Annotated in this window: 10 protein-coding genes (1 of these 10 only partly in view); all 10 read left to right on the top strand. The window is 60.4% G+C overall.

What is annotated here, in order from left to right; translation table 11 throughout:
• Window positions 1–26 carry the 3' portion of a transcription termination/antitermination protein NusG gene (gene nusG, locus QWB57_RS08685; protein ID WP_223626352.1) on the top strand. It extends 550 nt beyond the left edge of the window, so the window shows 26 of its 576 coding nt (coding positions 551–576); the start codon falls outside the window, past its left edge; its stop codon occupies window positions 24–26.
• A 194-nt stretch (window positions 27–220) separates the two neighbouring features.
• Entirely contained in the window at window positions 221–649 is a 429-nt protein-coding gene (gene rplK / locus QWB57_RS08680) for a 50S ribosomal protein L11 (RefSeq protein WP_223626354.1), read from the top strand.
• A 4-nt stretch (window positions 650–653) separates the two neighbouring features.
• Complete coding sequence (gene rplA, locus QWB57_RS08675; protein WP_223626356.1) at window positions 654–1,352, top strand: 50S ribosomal protein L1; 699 nt, start codon at window positions 654–656, stop codon at window positions 1,350–1,352.
• A gap of 354 nt (window positions 1,353–1,706) precedes the next feature.
• Window positions 1,707–2,246, top strand: coding sequence for a 50S ribosomal protein L10 (gene rplJ / locus QWB57_RS08670; protein ID WP_223627723.1), 540 nt, complete (start codon window positions 1,707–1,709; stop codon window positions 2,244–2,246).
• Window positions 2,247–2,305: 59 nt separating this feature from the next.
• Window positions 2,306–2,674 carry a 50S ribosomal protein L7/L12 gene (gene rplL / locus QWB57_RS08665; RefSeq protein ID WP_223626358.1) on the top strand — a complete coding sequence of 123 codons (369 nt, stop codon included), beginning with the start codon at window positions 2,306–2,308 and terminating at the stop codon, window positions 2,672–2,674.
• 243 nt (window positions 2,675–2,917) lie between these two features.
• On the top strand, window positions 2,918–7,078 hold the full coding sequence (gene rpoB / locus QWB57_RS08660; protein ID WP_288969167.1) for a DNA-directed RNA polymerase subunit beta: 4,161 nt from the start codon (window positions 2,918–2,920) through the stop codon (window positions 7,076–7,078).
• A gap of 70 nt (window positions 7,079–7,148) precedes the next feature.
• On the top strand, window positions 7,149–11,342 hold the full coding sequence (gene rpoC, locus QWB57_RS08655; protein WP_223626362.1) for a DNA-directed RNA polymerase subunit beta': 4,194 nt from the start codon (window positions 7,149–7,151) through the stop codon (window positions 11,340–11,342).
• A gap of 344 nt (window positions 11,343–11,686) precedes the next feature.
• The gene (gene rpsL / locus QWB57_RS08650; RefSeq protein ID WP_223626364.1) at window positions 11,687–12,061 is read left to right on the top strand and encodes a 30S ribosomal protein S12; all 375 of its coding nucleotides are present in this window, start codon (window positions 11,687–11,689) and stop codon (window positions 12,059–12,061) included.
• A 68-nt stretch (window positions 12,062–12,129) separates the two neighbouring features.
• On the top strand, window positions 12,130–12,597 hold the full coding sequence (gene rpsG, locus QWB57_RS08645) for a 30S ribosomal protein S7 (RefSeq protein WP_223626366.1): 468 nt from the start codon (window positions 12,130–12,132) through the stop codon (window positions 12,595–12,597).
• A gap of 140 nt (window positions 12,598–12,737) precedes the next feature.
• Entirely contained in the window at window positions 12,738–14,861 is a 2,124-nt protein-coding gene (gene fusA, locus QWB57_RS08640; RefSeq protein ID WP_223626368.1) for an elongation factor G, read from the top strand.
• Window positions 14,862–15,000: the final 139 nt, after the last annotated feature.

Below are 15,000 nucleotides of genomic sequence, written 5' to 3'. Positions count from 1 at the left end.
AGTTCGCTCAGGTCGAAAAGGCCTAAGCCCCACTACCGGGTCAAAACCTGTTACAGTAGCCGGCTCCCTTCCAGGGGTTGGAAAGCCTCGGCCGCCATGCGCGGCCGTCGCCATGAAAGACAACGTGGTGCGTGATACCGGGACGCGCGCCACGGAGACATTGATGTTCCCGGTCCGATGGGGAGCCTGAAAGCAGGCGTTTGCACCCGGAGACAGAGTCATGGCAAAGAAAGTCGTAGGTTATATCAAGCTGCAGGTGAAGGCCGGCCAGGCCAACCCCTCGCCGCCCGTGGGCCCTGCGCTGGGTCAACGCGGCCTGAACATCATGGAGTTCTGCAAGGCGTTCAATGCCGCAACCTCCAAGCTGGAACCGGGTCTGCCGACACCGGTCATCATCACCGCCTATTCCGACCGTACCTTCACCTTCGTTACCAAAAGCACGCCAGCTACGGTGCTGTTGAAGAAGGCTGTGGGGATCACGTCTGGCTCCAAGCGTCCGAACACCGACAAGGTGGGCAAAGTGACGCGCGCGCAGCTGGAAGGCATCGCCAAGGCGAAGGAAGCGGATTTGACTGCGGCCGATCTGGACGCGGCAGTGCGCACGATTGCGGGCTCGGCCCGTTCCATGGGTCTGGTAGTAGAGGGCTAAGACGATGGCACTGAACAAGCGACAGAAGGCGATCCTTGCCGCAACCGTTCCGGGCAAGGCGTATGCCATTGAAGAAGCCCTGAAGATTTTGAAAGACAACAGCAAGGCCAAGTTCGTCGAGGCGATCGACGTGGCCGTGCGTCTTGGCGTGGATGCCAAGAAGTCCGACCAGCAGGTGCGCGGTTCCACCGTGCTGCCGGCCGGTACCGGCAAATCGGTGCGCGTGGCGGTGTTCTGCCCGGCTGGCGCGAAGGCTGACGAAGCCTTGGCCGCAGGTGCCGACGTGGTGGGCATGGATGATCTGGCCGAGCGCATGCTGGGTGGCGAGCTGAATTACGACGTAGTCATCGCGACCCCGGACGCAATGCGCGTGGTGGGCAAGCTGGGCCAGGTGCTGGGCCCGCGCGGCTTGATGCCGAATCCGAAGGTGGGCACGGTGTCGCCGGATGCGGCGGGCGCGGTGCGCAATGCCAAGGCAGGTCAGGTGCGCTACCGCACCGACAAGGCCGGCATCATCCACTGCACCATTGGCAAGGCCAACTTCGACAACGATGCGCTGAAGGGCAACCTGCAGGCGCTGTTGGTGGACTTGGTGAAGGCCAAGCCGGCAACGTCGAAGGGTCAATACCTGCAGAAGATTTCGCTCAGCTCCACGATGGGCCCCGGCGTGACCGTGGACCAGAGCTCGTTGAGCCTGAAGTAATCGCTTTTCCTTCTTCCGCTTGCGGGAGAAGGTCAGGCAATCCGAATTTTGAAGGCCCCGCATCCATGAAACGATGCGGAAGCCGTCAAAGACCGCAGGTGCGGTCTGCGCGTGGCAACGACGGGCAAGGATGCTCACACGGCATGGATTCGCCGTTGCCAAAGGCGGGCTCGCTTAATCGGTATCCGCATGGATGCTGGCCTGCGTAGATGGTGATGCCCTTCTGGAATGTTCATTTAGACAGCTCTCAGATGGTCACCGCCGGGATGCGCCGCATCCCCGATGTCAAGGATCGACATCGCCCAGGACCGCCCGCGGCTGGAGTCGCAGGCGGCGTTCAACGAAGGAGTGACTATGGCTCTCAATCTGTCCCAGAAAAAGGACGTTGTCGCAGAAGTGGCGGAAATCGCCGCTTCGGCACACTCCCTGATCGCGGCCGAGTATGCCGGTACCACCGTGTCGCAGATGACCGCGATGCGCAAGCAAGCCCGTGAAACCGGCGTGTTCTTGAAAGTTGTCAAGAACACCCTGGCTGCACGTGCTGTGTCCGGCACTGAGTATGAAGTAGCAAAAGACTCGATGGTGGGTCCGCTGCTGTACGCATTCTCGACCGAGGAACCCGGTGCTGCCGGGCGCCTGATCAAGGAATTTGCCAAGGGCAACGACAAGCTGCAACCGAAGATCGTTGTTGTGGGTGGCCAGCAGTATCCGGCCAGCCACGTCGAAGTGTTGGCATCCTTGCCGACCCGCGATCAGGCACTGGCCATGCTGGCCCGCGTGCTGGCCGAACCGGCGGCGATGTTCGCCCGTGCGGTCAAGGCCGTGGCCGATCTGCAAGGCGGTGGCGACGAAGCCCCGGCGGAAGACGCCGAGGTACAGGCCGAACCGGCCTGATTCGCACACTGATCTGACAACGTTCCCATTCAAACGAAACATATCCAGAGGTAATTGAAATGTCCCTGACCAACGAGCAAATCGTCGATGCGATCGCCGCCAAGTCGCTGATGGAAGTGATGGACCTGGTGAAGGCCATCGAAGAGAAGTTTGGCGTTTCCGCTGCGGCTCCGGTGATGGCTGCCGGCCCGGCTGCGGCCGCTGCTGTTGTCGAAGAGCAGACCGAGTTCAACGTCATCCTGAAGTCCGCTGGCGACAAGAAGGTTGAAGTGATCAAGGCGGTGCGCGCGATCACCGGCCTTGGCCTGAAGGAAGCCAAGGACCTCACCGAGGCTGGCGGCACCGTGAAGGAAGGCGTGTCGAAGGACGACGCTGCGAAGATGAAGAAGGATCTTGAAGCCGCCGGCGCGACCGTCGAAGTCAAGTAATCCTGATTTGCGTCGCCTGGCTAACTTGCTGGCGACCACCGAAGGCTGGGGGCGAAAGTCCCCGGCCTTTGGCCGTTGTTAGAGAACTGCTGCAGTTTGAGTTGAGTTGACAGTCGGAAGTAGCGGGAGAAGGCGTGCTGGTGCCGGCAATACCAGCAACTTCCAACTGTCAGTTCCTGTCGCAAACCCGTATTCCCCCGCTGGCCGCATGCATGTGGCCACCAATGACGAGGCGCACGCTCCATGACTACCGCCAAACACTATTCGTTCACCGAAAAAAAGCGCATCCGCAAGGACTTCGGCAAGCGCCGCTCGATCCTTGAAGTGCCGTTCCTGCTCGCCATCCAGGTCGACTCCTATCGCGAGTTTCTGCAAGAAAATACCGAAGCCGCCAAGCGCGAAGACCGTGGCCTGCATGCCGCGTTGAAGTCGGTGTTTCCGATTTCCAGCTACAGCGGCAACGCTGCACTGGAATATGTGGGTTACCGCTTGGGCGAGCCGGCGTTCGACGAACGTGAGTGCCGCACCCGTGGCCTGTCCTACGGCGCACCCTTGAAGGTGACCGTGCGGTTGGTGATTTACGACCGTGAGTCGTCCACCAAGGCCATCAAGTATGTGAAGGAGCAGGAAGTCTACATGGGCGAAATTCCGCTCATGACCGGCAACGGCACCTTCATTGTCAACGGTACCGAACGCGTCATTGTGTCGCAGCTGCACCGTTCGCCCGGCGTGTTCTTCGACCACGATCGTGGCAAGACCCACAGCTCCGGCAAGTTGCTGTTCTCGGCCCGCGTGATCCCGTATCGCGGCTCGTGGTTGGATTTCGAATTCGATCCGAAAGACGCGCTGTTCACCCGTATCGACCGCCGCCGCAAGTTGCCGGTGTCGGTGCTGTTGCGCGCATTGGGTTACAACAACGAAGAGATGTTGAACGAGTTTTTCGACATCAACGTGTTCCATATCGAAGCCGAAGGCGTGCAGCTGGAGCTGGTGCCGGAGCGGCTGCGTGGCGAAACCCTGGACTTTGATCTGGCCGATGGTGACAAGGTCATCGTGGAAGCCGGCAAACGCATCACTGCGCGTCATGTGAAGCAACTGGAAGCCGCTGGCATTGCCGCGCTCGCAGTGCCGGACGATTACATTGCCGGCCGTATCCTGTCGCACGACGTGATTGATCCGGCCACCGGTGAGTTGCTGGCCACGGCCAATGACGAAATCACCTTCGACAGCCTGGAAAAGCTGCGCAAGGCTGGCATTCAGTCGGTAGGCACGTTGTGGATCAATGACCTGGATCGTGGCGCGTATCTGTCCAACACTTTGCGGATTGATTCGACCAAGACCCAGCTTGATGCGTTGGTCGAAATCTATCGGATGATGCGTCCGGGCGAACCGCCGACCAAGGACGCCGCGCAGAACCTGTTCCACAACTTGTTCTTCACCTTCGAGCGCTATGACCTGTCGAGTGTTGGCCGGATGAAGTTCAACCGCCGCCTGGGCCGCAAGGAAGTCACCGGCGCTTCGATCCTGTACGACGCCAAGTACTTCGCCGATCGCAAGGACGAGGAGTCCGTGCGCCTGCGCAAGGAATGCGGCCAAGGTTCCGACATCCTGGACGTGATGAAGGTGCTGTGCGAAATCCGCAACGGCCGTGGCGTGGTGGATGACATCGACCATCTGGGTAACCGCCGCGTGCGTTCGGTCGGTGAAATGGCGGAGAACGTGTTCCGTGTTGGCTTGGTGCGCGTGGAGCGTGCGGTCAAGGAACGCCTGTCGATGGCCGAAGCCGATGGCCTGTCGCCGCAGGATTTGATCAATGCCAAGCCAGTGGCGGCGGCAATCAAGGAATTCTTCGGCTCCTCGCAGCTGTCGCAATTCATGGATCAAAATAATCCGTTGTCGGAAGTGACCCACAAGCGTCGTGTCTCGGCGCTCGGCCCGGGTGGTCTGACCCGCGAACGCGCCGGCTTCGAAGTGCGCGACGTGCACCCCACCCATTACGGCCGCGTGTGCACCATCGAAACACCGGAAGGCCCGAACATCGGCCTGATCAATTCACTGGCGGTGTTCGCGCGCACCAACTCGTACGGCTTCCTGGAAACCCCATACCGCAAGGTGGTGGATGGCCACGTCACCGACGACATTGAATTCCTGTCGGCGATCGAAGAAAACGAATACGTGATTGCGCAGGCCAATGCGCAGCGCGATGCCAAGGGCACGATTACCGCGCAGTTCGTGGCTTGCCGCTTCCAGGGCGAAAACCTGTTGAAGCCGCCGAGCGAGATCCACTACATGGATGTGTCGCCGATGCAGACCGTGTCGGTGGCGGCGGCGCTGGTGCCGTTCCTGGAGCACGATGACGCCAACCGCGCATTGATGGGTGCCAACATGCAGCGGCAGGCGGTGCCGACCTTGCGTGCGCAGAAGCCGCTGGTCGGCACCGGTATCGAGCGCGCGGTGGCGCGTGACTCGGGCGTGACCGTGAACGCGCGGCGTGGTGGCGTGGTCGAGCAGATCGACGCCGGCCGTATTGTGGTCAAGATCAACGAGAACGAAATCTCCGGTGAAGCCGATGCTGGCGTGGATATCTATTCGCTGATCAAATACACCCGTTCCAACCAGAACACCTGCATCAACCAGCGTCCGTTGGTGGTGGTGGGGGACGTGGTGGCGCGTGGTGACGTGTTGGCCGACGGCCCTTCCACCGACATCGGTGAACTGGCACTGGGTCAGAACATGTTGATCGCGTTCATGCCGTGGAATGGTTACAACTTTGAAGACTCGATCCTGCTTTCCGAGCGCGTGGTCGAGGAGGATCGTTACACCACGATTCACATCGAAGAACTCACCGTGCAAGCGCGTGACACCAAGTTGGGGCCGGAAGAAATCTCTGCCGATATTCCCAACGTCAGCGAAAACGCGCTGAACCGACTGGATGAATCCGGTGTTGTGTATATCGGCGCAGAGGTGCGTGCCGGCGATATTCTGGTGGGTAAGGTCACGCCGAAGGGCGAGAGCCAGCTGACCCCGGAAGAAAAACTGCTGCGCGCGATCTTTGGCGAGAAGGCCTCGGATGTGAAGGACAGCTCGTTGCGCGTGCCGCCGGGCATGGATGGCGTGGTCATCGACGTGCAGGTGTTCACCCGCGACGGTATCGAAAAAGACAAGCGCGCACGCCAGATCGAAGAAAGCGAAATCCGTCGCGTGAAGAAGGATTTCGACGACCAGTTCCGCATCTTGGAAGCGGCAATCTATGCCCGTCTGCGTGAGCAGCTGCTGGGCAAGGTAGCCAATGGTGGCCCGGGCGTGAAGAAGGGCGACACCGTGTCTTCGCTGGTGCTGGATGGCATCCGCAAAGCGGATTGGTTGCAGCTGCGAATGAAGGATGAAGTCGCAGCCGAAGCCATCGAACGTGCTGCCAAGCAGCTCGAAGCACATCAGCAGGAGTTCGATAAGCGGTTCACCGACAAGCGCAGCAAAATTACCCAAGGTGACGATTTGGCACCGGGCGTGCTGAAAATGGTCAAGGTATTCCTGGCTGTGAAGCGCCGCATCCAACCGGGTGACAAGATGGCTGGCCGTCACGGCAACAAGGGTGTGGTGTCGAAGATCGTGCCGGTCGAGGACATGCCCTACATGGCCGATGGCCAGACCGTGGACATCGTGTTGAACCCGCTGGGCGTGCCCTCGCGTATGAACATCGGGCAGGTGCTCGAAGTTCACCTAGGCCTTGCGGCCAAGGGCTTGGGCCAGAAGATCCAGCGCATGCTGGACGCGCAGGCCAAGGTCGCCGAGCTGCGCAAGTTCCTCGACGAGATCTACAACCACGACCGCAAGACCCACCTGGAGCGCGTGGACCTCACCCAGTTCAGCGATGCCGAATTGCTGGCGCTGGCGAAGAACCTCACCGATGGCGTGCCGATGGCCACCCCGGTCTTCGACGGTGCCAGCGAAGCCGAAATCAAGGCGATGCTGAAACTGGCCGACTTGCCCGAATCCGGCCAGACCCAGCTGTTCGATGGGCGCACCGGCGAAGCGTTTGATCGCCAGACCACGGTGGGCTACATGCACATGCTGAAGTTGAATCACTTGGTCGACGACAAGATGCATGCGCGTTCGACTGGCCCGTACTCGCTGGTCACCCAGCAGCCGCTGGGCGGCAAGGCGCAGTTCGGCGGCCAGCGCTTCGGTGAAATGGAAGTCTGGGCGCTGGAAGCCTACGGCGCGGCCTACACCCTGCAGGAAATGCTGACGGTGAAGTCCGACGACGTGCAGGGCCGTAACCAGATGTACAAGAACATCGTCGATGGTGAATACGAGATGGTCGCCGGCATGCCGGAATCCTTCAACGTGTTGGTGAAGGAAATCCGCAGTCTGGCCATCAATATGGAGCTTGAGGAGAACTGAGTATCGCAACGGCGCGGCCACACGGTCGCGCCAGTTCGAATGTTCATACCCCTCGATCCGGAGAATTCAAATGAAAGACTTGCTTAATCTGTTCAACCAGCAGCGCCAGACGCTGGATTTCGATGCCATCAAGATCGCGCTGGCTTCACCCGACTTGATCCGTTCGTGGTCTTACGGCGAAGTCAAAAAGCCGGAAACGATCAACTACCGCACCTTCAAGCCGGAGCGAGATGGCCTGTTCTGCGCGGCCATCTTCGGCCCGATCAAGGACTACGAGTGCCTGTGCGGCAAGTACAAGCGCATGAAGCACCGCGGCGTGGTCTGCGAAAAGTGCGGCACCGAAGTGACCTTGGCCAAGGTCCGCCGCGAGCGCATGGGCCACATTGATTTGGCCTCACCGGTTGCGCATATCTGGTTCCTCAAGTCGCTGCCGTCGCGGATTGGCTTGATGCTGGACATGACCCTGCGTGACATCGAACGCATCCTGTATTTCGAAGCGTTCGTGGTGACCGAGCCGGGCTTGACGCCGATGGAACGCGGTCAGCTGCTGACCGAAGAACAGTACATGACCGCACGCTCCGAGCACGGCGAGGATTTCGACGCCGCGATGGGTGCCGAAGCCGTGTACGACCTGCTGCGCACGATCGACCTGCAAAGCGAGATGGTGCAGCTGAAGGAGGAAATTGCGTCCACCGGTAGCGAAACCAAGCTCAAGCGCCTGACCAAGCGGATCAAGCTGGTTGAGGCGTTCCTGGAATCGGGCAACCGTCCCGAGTGGATGGTGATGACCGTGCTGCCGGTGCTGCCGCCGGATCTGCGCCCGCTGGTGCCGTTGGATGGTGGTCGTTTTGCGACCTCGGATCTGAACGATCTGTACCGGCGCGTCATCAACCGCAACAACCGTTTGCGCCGGCTGCTGGAACTCAATGCACCGGACATCATCGTGCGCAACGAGAAGCGTATGCTGCAGGAGTCGGTGGACGCGCTGATGGACAACGGCCGCCGCGGCCGCGCCATCACCGGCACCAACAAGCGTCCGCTGAAATCCTTGGCCGACATGATCAAGGGCAAGCAGGGTCGCTTCCGCCAGAACCTGCTCGGCAAGCGCGTGGACTACTCCGGTCGCTCGGTCATCGTGGTCGGTCCGTACCTCAAGCTGCACCAGTGCGGCCTGCCCAAGAAAATGGCGCTGGAACTGTTCAAGCCCTTCATCTTTGCCAAGCTGCAAGTGCGTGGCCTCGCCACCACCATCAAGGCGGCCAAGAAGCTGGTCGAGCGTGAAGAAGCGGAAGTGTGGGACATCCTCGAAGAGGTGATCCGCGAACATCCGGTACTGCTGAACCGCGCCCCGACCCTGCATCGTTTGGGTATCCAGGCGTTCGAGCCGGTGCTGATCGAAGGCAAGGCGATCCAGTTGCACCCGCTGGTGTGTACCGCGTTCAACGCCGACTTCGACGGTGACCAGATGGCCGTGCACGTGCCGCTGTCGCTGGAAGCGCAGCTGGAAGCGCGCGCACTGATGATGGCGTCCAACAACATCCTGTCGCCGGCCAACGGCGAGCCGATCATCGTGCCGTCGCAGGACGTGGTGTTGGGCTTGTACTACATGACCCGTGCGCTGGAAAACAAGGCGGGCGAGGGCATGGTGTTTGCCAATATCGCCGAAGTGAAGCGTGCCTACGACAACCGCGTGGTGCAATTGCACGCCAAGTGCAAGGTGCGCATCAGCGAAAAGGTGAAGAACGAGGATGGCAGCTTCGAGCAGAAGACCTCCATCGTCGACACCACCGTCGGTCGCGCGCTGCTGCGCGAGATCCTGCCGGAAGGCTTGCCGTTCGCACTGGCCAACACCGAATTGACTAAGAAGAACATCAGCCGCCTGATCAACAGCTGCTACCGCATGCTGGGTCTGAAGGACACGGTGGTGTTCGCCGACAAGCTGATGTACACCGGTTTCGCCTACGCCACCCGCGCCGGCGTGTCGATCGGCATCGACGACATGATCATCCCGAACGAAAAGAAGGGCATTCTCGACGAGGCCGAAGCCGAGGTGCTGGAAATCCAGCAGCAGTACCAAAGCGGCTTGGTCACCGGTGGCGAGCGTTACAACAAGGTGGTGGACATCTGGTCGCGCACCAATGAACGCGTGGCCAAGGCGATGATGGACACCATCGGCACCGAGAAGGTGGTCAATGCCAAGGGCGAGATCATCGATCAGAAGTCGATGAACTCGATCTACATCATGGCTGACTCCGGTGCGCGCGGTTCGCAGGCGCAGATTCGCCAGCTGGCCGGTATGCGCGGCTTGATGGCCAAGCCGGACGGCTCGATCATCGAGACCCCGATTACTTCCAACTTCCGCGAAGGCCTGAACGTCCAGCAGTACTTCATCTCCACCCACGGCGCCCGCAAGGGCTTGGCCGATACCGCGCTGAAGACCGCGAACTCGGGTTACCTGACCCGTCGCCTGGTCGATGTGGCGCAGGACGTGGTGATCACCAGCTCCGATTGCGGTACCCTGACTGGCCTGACCATGACCCCGATCGTGGAAGGCGGCGACGTGGTCGAGCCGCTGAAGGATCGCGTGCTGGGTCGCGTGGTGGCCGAAGATGTGTACCTGCCGGGCAATGACGAAGACCCGTTCGTCACCCGCAACACCCTGCTCGACGAGCAGTGGGTCGCCAAGCTGGAAGATGCTGGCGTGCAGTCGATCAAGGTGCGCAGCACGATTACCTGTGAAGCCAGCTTCGGCGTGTGCGCGCATTGCTATGGTCGTGACCTGGGCCGTGGACATCTGGTCAACCACGGTGAAGCCGTGGGTGTGGTGGCAGCGCAGTCGATCGGTGAGCCGGGTACCCAGCTCACCATGCGTACCTTCCATATCGGTGGTGCCGCGTCGCGTGCGGCGGCGATCGATAACGTGACGGTGAAGACCACGGGCTCGGTGAAGTTCAACAACCTGAAGTTCGTCAAGCACGCCGATGGCCACCTGGTGGCAGTGTCGCGCTCCGGTGAACTCTCGGTGCTGGACAACCACGGCCGCGAGCGCGAGCGCTACAAGCTGCCCTACGGTGCCACCTTGCAGGTACAGGATGGTGGTAGCGTCAAGGCGGGCCAGGAAGTGTCGCGCTGGGATCCGCATAACCACCCGATCGTCTCTGAAGTGGCCGGTTTTGTGCGCTTCATTGACTTCGTCGATGGCGTCACCGTGATCGAAAAGACCGACGAGCTGACCGGTTTGGCTTCGCGTGAAATCACCGATCCCAAGCGTCGCGGCTCGCAGGGCAAGGATCTGCGTCCGGTGGTGCGTATCGTCGACAAGGACGGCAAGGATCTGAACATTCCTGGTACCGACTTGCCAGCGCAATACATGCTGCCGCCGCGCTCGGTGGTGAACCTGCAGCACGGTGCCGCTGTGGGTGTGGGCGACGTGGTCGCCAAGATCCCGCAGGAAGCCTCCAAGACCCGCGACATCACCGGCGGTCTGCCACGCGTGGCGGACTTGTTTGAAGCGCGCAAGCCGAAGGATCCGGCGATCCTTGCCGAAATCTCCGGCATGATCAGTTTCGGCAAGGAGACCAAGGGCAAGCAGCGTTTGATCTTGAAGAACGCCGATGGCACCGAGCACGAAGAGCTGATTCCGAAGTATCGCCAGATCATCGTGTTCGAAGGCGAGCACGTGGAGAAAGGCGAAACCGTGGTGGACGGCGAGCCCAGCCCGCAGGACATCCTGCGCCTGAAGGGCGTCGAGGAGCTGGCGGCGTACTTGGTGAAGGAAATCCAGGACGTGTATCGCCTGCAAGGCGTGAAGATCAACGACAAGCACATCGAAGTGATCATTCGCCAGATGCTGCGCAAGGTCGAAGTGGTGGATCAGGGGGATTCCAAGTACCTCAATGGCGAGCAAGTCGAGCGCCAGCGTGCGATCGAGGAAAACCAACGCCTGGCCCGCAACAACGAAATTCTGGTCAAGGTGGATCCGGTGTTGCTGGGGATCACCAAGGCCTCGCTGGCCACCGAATCCTTCATTTCCTCGGCATCGTTCCAGGAAACCACCCGCGTATTGACCGAGGCGGCCGTACGCGGCACCCGCGATACCTTGCGCGGCTTGAAGGAAAACGTGATCGTTGGTCGCTTGATTCCGGCGGGCACCGGTTTGGCTTATCACAGCCAGCGTCGCAAGAGAGCGTCTGGCTTGACCGAAGCAGAAATGGCGACCTTGGCGGGTGAGCCGGCAGCGGCAGAAGGCACTTCCGTAGAGTAATGTGGCACTGGATCTGCTTGACGGCAGCGTCAGGCAGGTGCGGCAAACACAAGTGCTTGCATTACAGCAAGCACTTGTCTACAATACGCGGGTTTTCGATGGCGTAAGCCATCCAGATCACCAAATGAGGTCGCAGGACGCGCCTCGTATTGGGCCTACGGATAGGCGGGATCGCAGATAAGTCATGGTTGCTCGCAGTGCGGGCGGCGTGACTTTTCGGTATGGCGGCGTGTGGCTGAAGAGTCGGACGCGGGCTATACTTTTTCGTCTTGTCGACTGGATTGCGTCTGATCCGGTCGGCTTTCGTTTTCAAATGGGCTTCGGCCCACCTACTGAGCCCCGAAATGGCAACGATCAACCAGCTGGTGCGCAAGCCGCGCAGCCCGGAAACCTACAAGAGCACATCGCCTGCGCTGGCTAACTGCCCGCAGCGCCGTGGCGTGTGCACCCGTGTTTACACCACCACCCCGAAGAAGCCGAACTCGGCGCTGCGCAAGGTGGCCAAGGTGCGCCTGACCAATGGTTACGAGGTCATCTCGTACATCGGCGGCGAAGGCCACAATCTGCAAGAGCACAGCGTGGTGCTGATCCGCGGCGGCCGCGTCAAGGATCTGCCGGGTGTGCGTTACCACACCGTGCGCGGTTCGTTGGATGCCGCAGGTGTCGCCAAGCGTAAGCAGGCGCGCTCCAAGTACGGCGCCAAGCGTCCGAAGAAGTAATGTCGGCCGGGTTTTGACCCGCCATCGCAGAAAACGGCGGCTCAAGTCCGCCCTACGAGAATAAGCATATGTCGCGTAAAGGTAATACCCCGCAGCGTTCGGTGCTGCCGGATCCGAAGCACGGAAGCGAAACCATCGCCCGCTTCATCAACATGGTCATGCAGAGCGGCAAGAAGTCGATTGCCGAGAAAATCGTGTATGGCGCGATGGAAGTGATTGGCGAAAAGAATGCCAACCCGCTGGAGCTGGTCGAAAAAGCACTGGGTAATGTGTCGCCATCGGTCGAAGTGAAGTCGCGCCGCGTCGGCGGTGCCACCTATCAAGTGCCGGTGGAAGTGCGCTCCTCGCGTCGTATGGCGCTGGCCATGCGCTGGCTGATCGAATCGGCCCGCAAGCGCGGTGAAAACTCGATGCCGCGCAAGTTGGCTGGCGAGTTGCTGGACGCCTCCGAAAATCGCGGTGGCGCCATCAAGAAGCGTGAAGAAACCCACCGCATGGCTGACGCCAACAAGGCGTTTGCACACTACCGCTGGTGAGTTTGACGGCCCTGCGGGGCCAGTGGCGGCGCACTTGATGTTGTGCCGCCACACGACCCCATCCGGGGCGCACCACTCCGAAGGCCGCCGACAGGCGGCATTCGGCCATTCCGAAATCCGAATTTATTGAGAGGCTCCCCGTGGCCCGTTCCACTCCCATCGAGCGTTACCGCAATTTCGGCATCATGGCGCACATTGATGCTGGCAAGACCACCACGTCCGAGCGCATCCTGTTCTACACCGGCAAGAGCCACAAGATCGGTGAAGTGCACGACGGTGCCGCCACCATGGACTGGATGGAGCAGGAGCAGGAGCGTGGTATCACGATCCAGTCTGCTGCTACCACCGCGTTCTGGAAAGGCATGGACAAGTCCTTGCCGGAACACCGCTTCAACATCATCGACACCCCCGGCCACGTGGACTTCACCATCGAAGTGGAGCGCAGCTTGCGCGTGCTCGATGGTGCAGTGTTCGTGCTGTGCGCGGTCGGTGGCGTGCAGCCGCAGTCGGAAACCGTGTGGCGCCAGGCCAACAAGTACCACGTGCCGCGCATCGCGTTTGTCAACAAGATGGATCGCACCGGTGCCAACTTCTACAAGGTGCGCGACCAGCTGAAGGCGCGTCTGGGTGCTGTCGCGGTTCCGATGCAGGTGCCGATCGGTGCCGAAGATGGCTTCGAAGGCGTGATTGATCTGCTGAAGATGAAGGCCATCCATTGGGATACCGCATCGCAGGGGTTGAACTTCGAATACCGCGACATTCCGGCCGAGCTGCAAGCGAAGGCGGATGAAGAGCGTGCATTCATGGTGGAGTCTGCCGCCGAAGCCACCGAAGAACTGATGGACAAGTACCTCAATGAGGGGGAATTGACCGAAGCCGAAATCGTCGAAGGTTTGCGCCAGCGCACCCTGAAGACCGAAATCGTGCCGATGTTCTGCGGTACCGCGTTCAAGAACAAGGGCGTGCAGGCCATGCTGGACGGCGTGATCAACCTGCTGCCGTCGCCGGTTGACGTGCCCGCCATCAAGGGTGTGGACGTGGATGACGAAACCGTCGAAATGACGCGTGAGTCCAGCGACAAGGCCCCGTTCTCGGCGCTGGCGTTCAAGATCATGACCGACCCGTTCGTGGGTTCGCTGACCTTCTTCCGCGTCTATTCGGGCATGCTCAATGCGGGTGACCAGGTGTTGAACTCGGTCAAGGGCAAGAAAGAGCGCATCGGACGTCTGCTGCAGATGCATTCCAACAACCGCGAAGAAATCAAGGAAGTGCTGGCCGGTGACATCGCCGCTGCCGTGGGTCTGAAGGATGTCACCACCGGTGACACCCTGTGCTCGCTGGATGCACCGATCGTGCTGGAGCGCATGACCTTCCCGGAACCGGTGATTTCGATGGCGGTCGAGCCGAAGACCAAGTCCGACCAGGAAAAGATGGGCAATGCCCTGAGCCGTTTGGCGCAGGAGGATCCATCGTTCCGCGTGCGTACCGACGAAGAATCCGGGCAGACCATCATCGCCGGCATGGGTGAGCTGCATCTGGACATCATCGTTGATCGCATGAAGCGCGAGTTCAACGTCGAGGCCAATGTCGGCAAGCCGCAGGTGGCCTACCGCGAAACCATCCGCAAGTCGGATGTGAAGAGCGACTACAAGCACGCCAAGCAGTCGGGTGGTAAGGGGCAGTACGGTCACGTGGTGATCGAGTTGTCACCGATGACGGCGGAAGACAGGGCGAACCCGGATGTCAAGAACGATTTCCTGTTCATCAACGACATCACCGGCGGCGTGATTCCGAAGGAATTCATCCCCGCAGTTGAAAAGGGTATGCGCGAAACCATCACCAGCGGCCCGCTGGCCGGCTATCCGGTGGTGGGTGTGAAGGTCAAGTTGGTGTTCGGTTCCTACCATGATGTCGACTCGTCGGAAATGGCGTTCAAGTTGGCCGCGTCGATGGCGTTCAAGGAAGGTTTCCGCAAGGCCAGCCCGGTGTTGCTGGAGCCGGTGATGAAGGTCGAAATCGTCAGCCCGGAAGATTATCTGGGTGACGTGATGGGCGACGTCAGCCGTCGTCGCGGCGTGCTGCAAGGTCAGGATGACAGTCCGTCCGGCAAGATCATCAATGCGATGATCCCGTTGGGTGAAATGTTCGGCTACGCCACTTCGCTGCGTTCGATGTCGCAAGGCCGCGCCACCTTCTCGATGGAATTTGACCATTACGAAGAAGCGCCGACCAACATCGCCGAATCGGTCATGAAGAAAGCGTAATACAGGTTCTGGTTGCGGGCGCAGATGAGACGCCGCCCGCACTCAGGCTCACCACTTTTCAAACTAATTTTCTGGAGTTATCAACATGGCAAAGGGTAAGTTCGAACGCACCAAGCCCCACGTGAACGTGGGTACGATC

The organism is uncultured Thermomonas sp., assembly GCF_937872235.1.
GTDB lineage: Bacteria > Pseudomonadota > Gammaproteobacteria > Xanthomonadales > Xanthomonadaceae > Thermomonas > Thermomonas beijingensis.
Note: the sequence above shows the minus strand (reverse complement) of the source record. Positions and strands in the feature narration are given on the sequence as shown.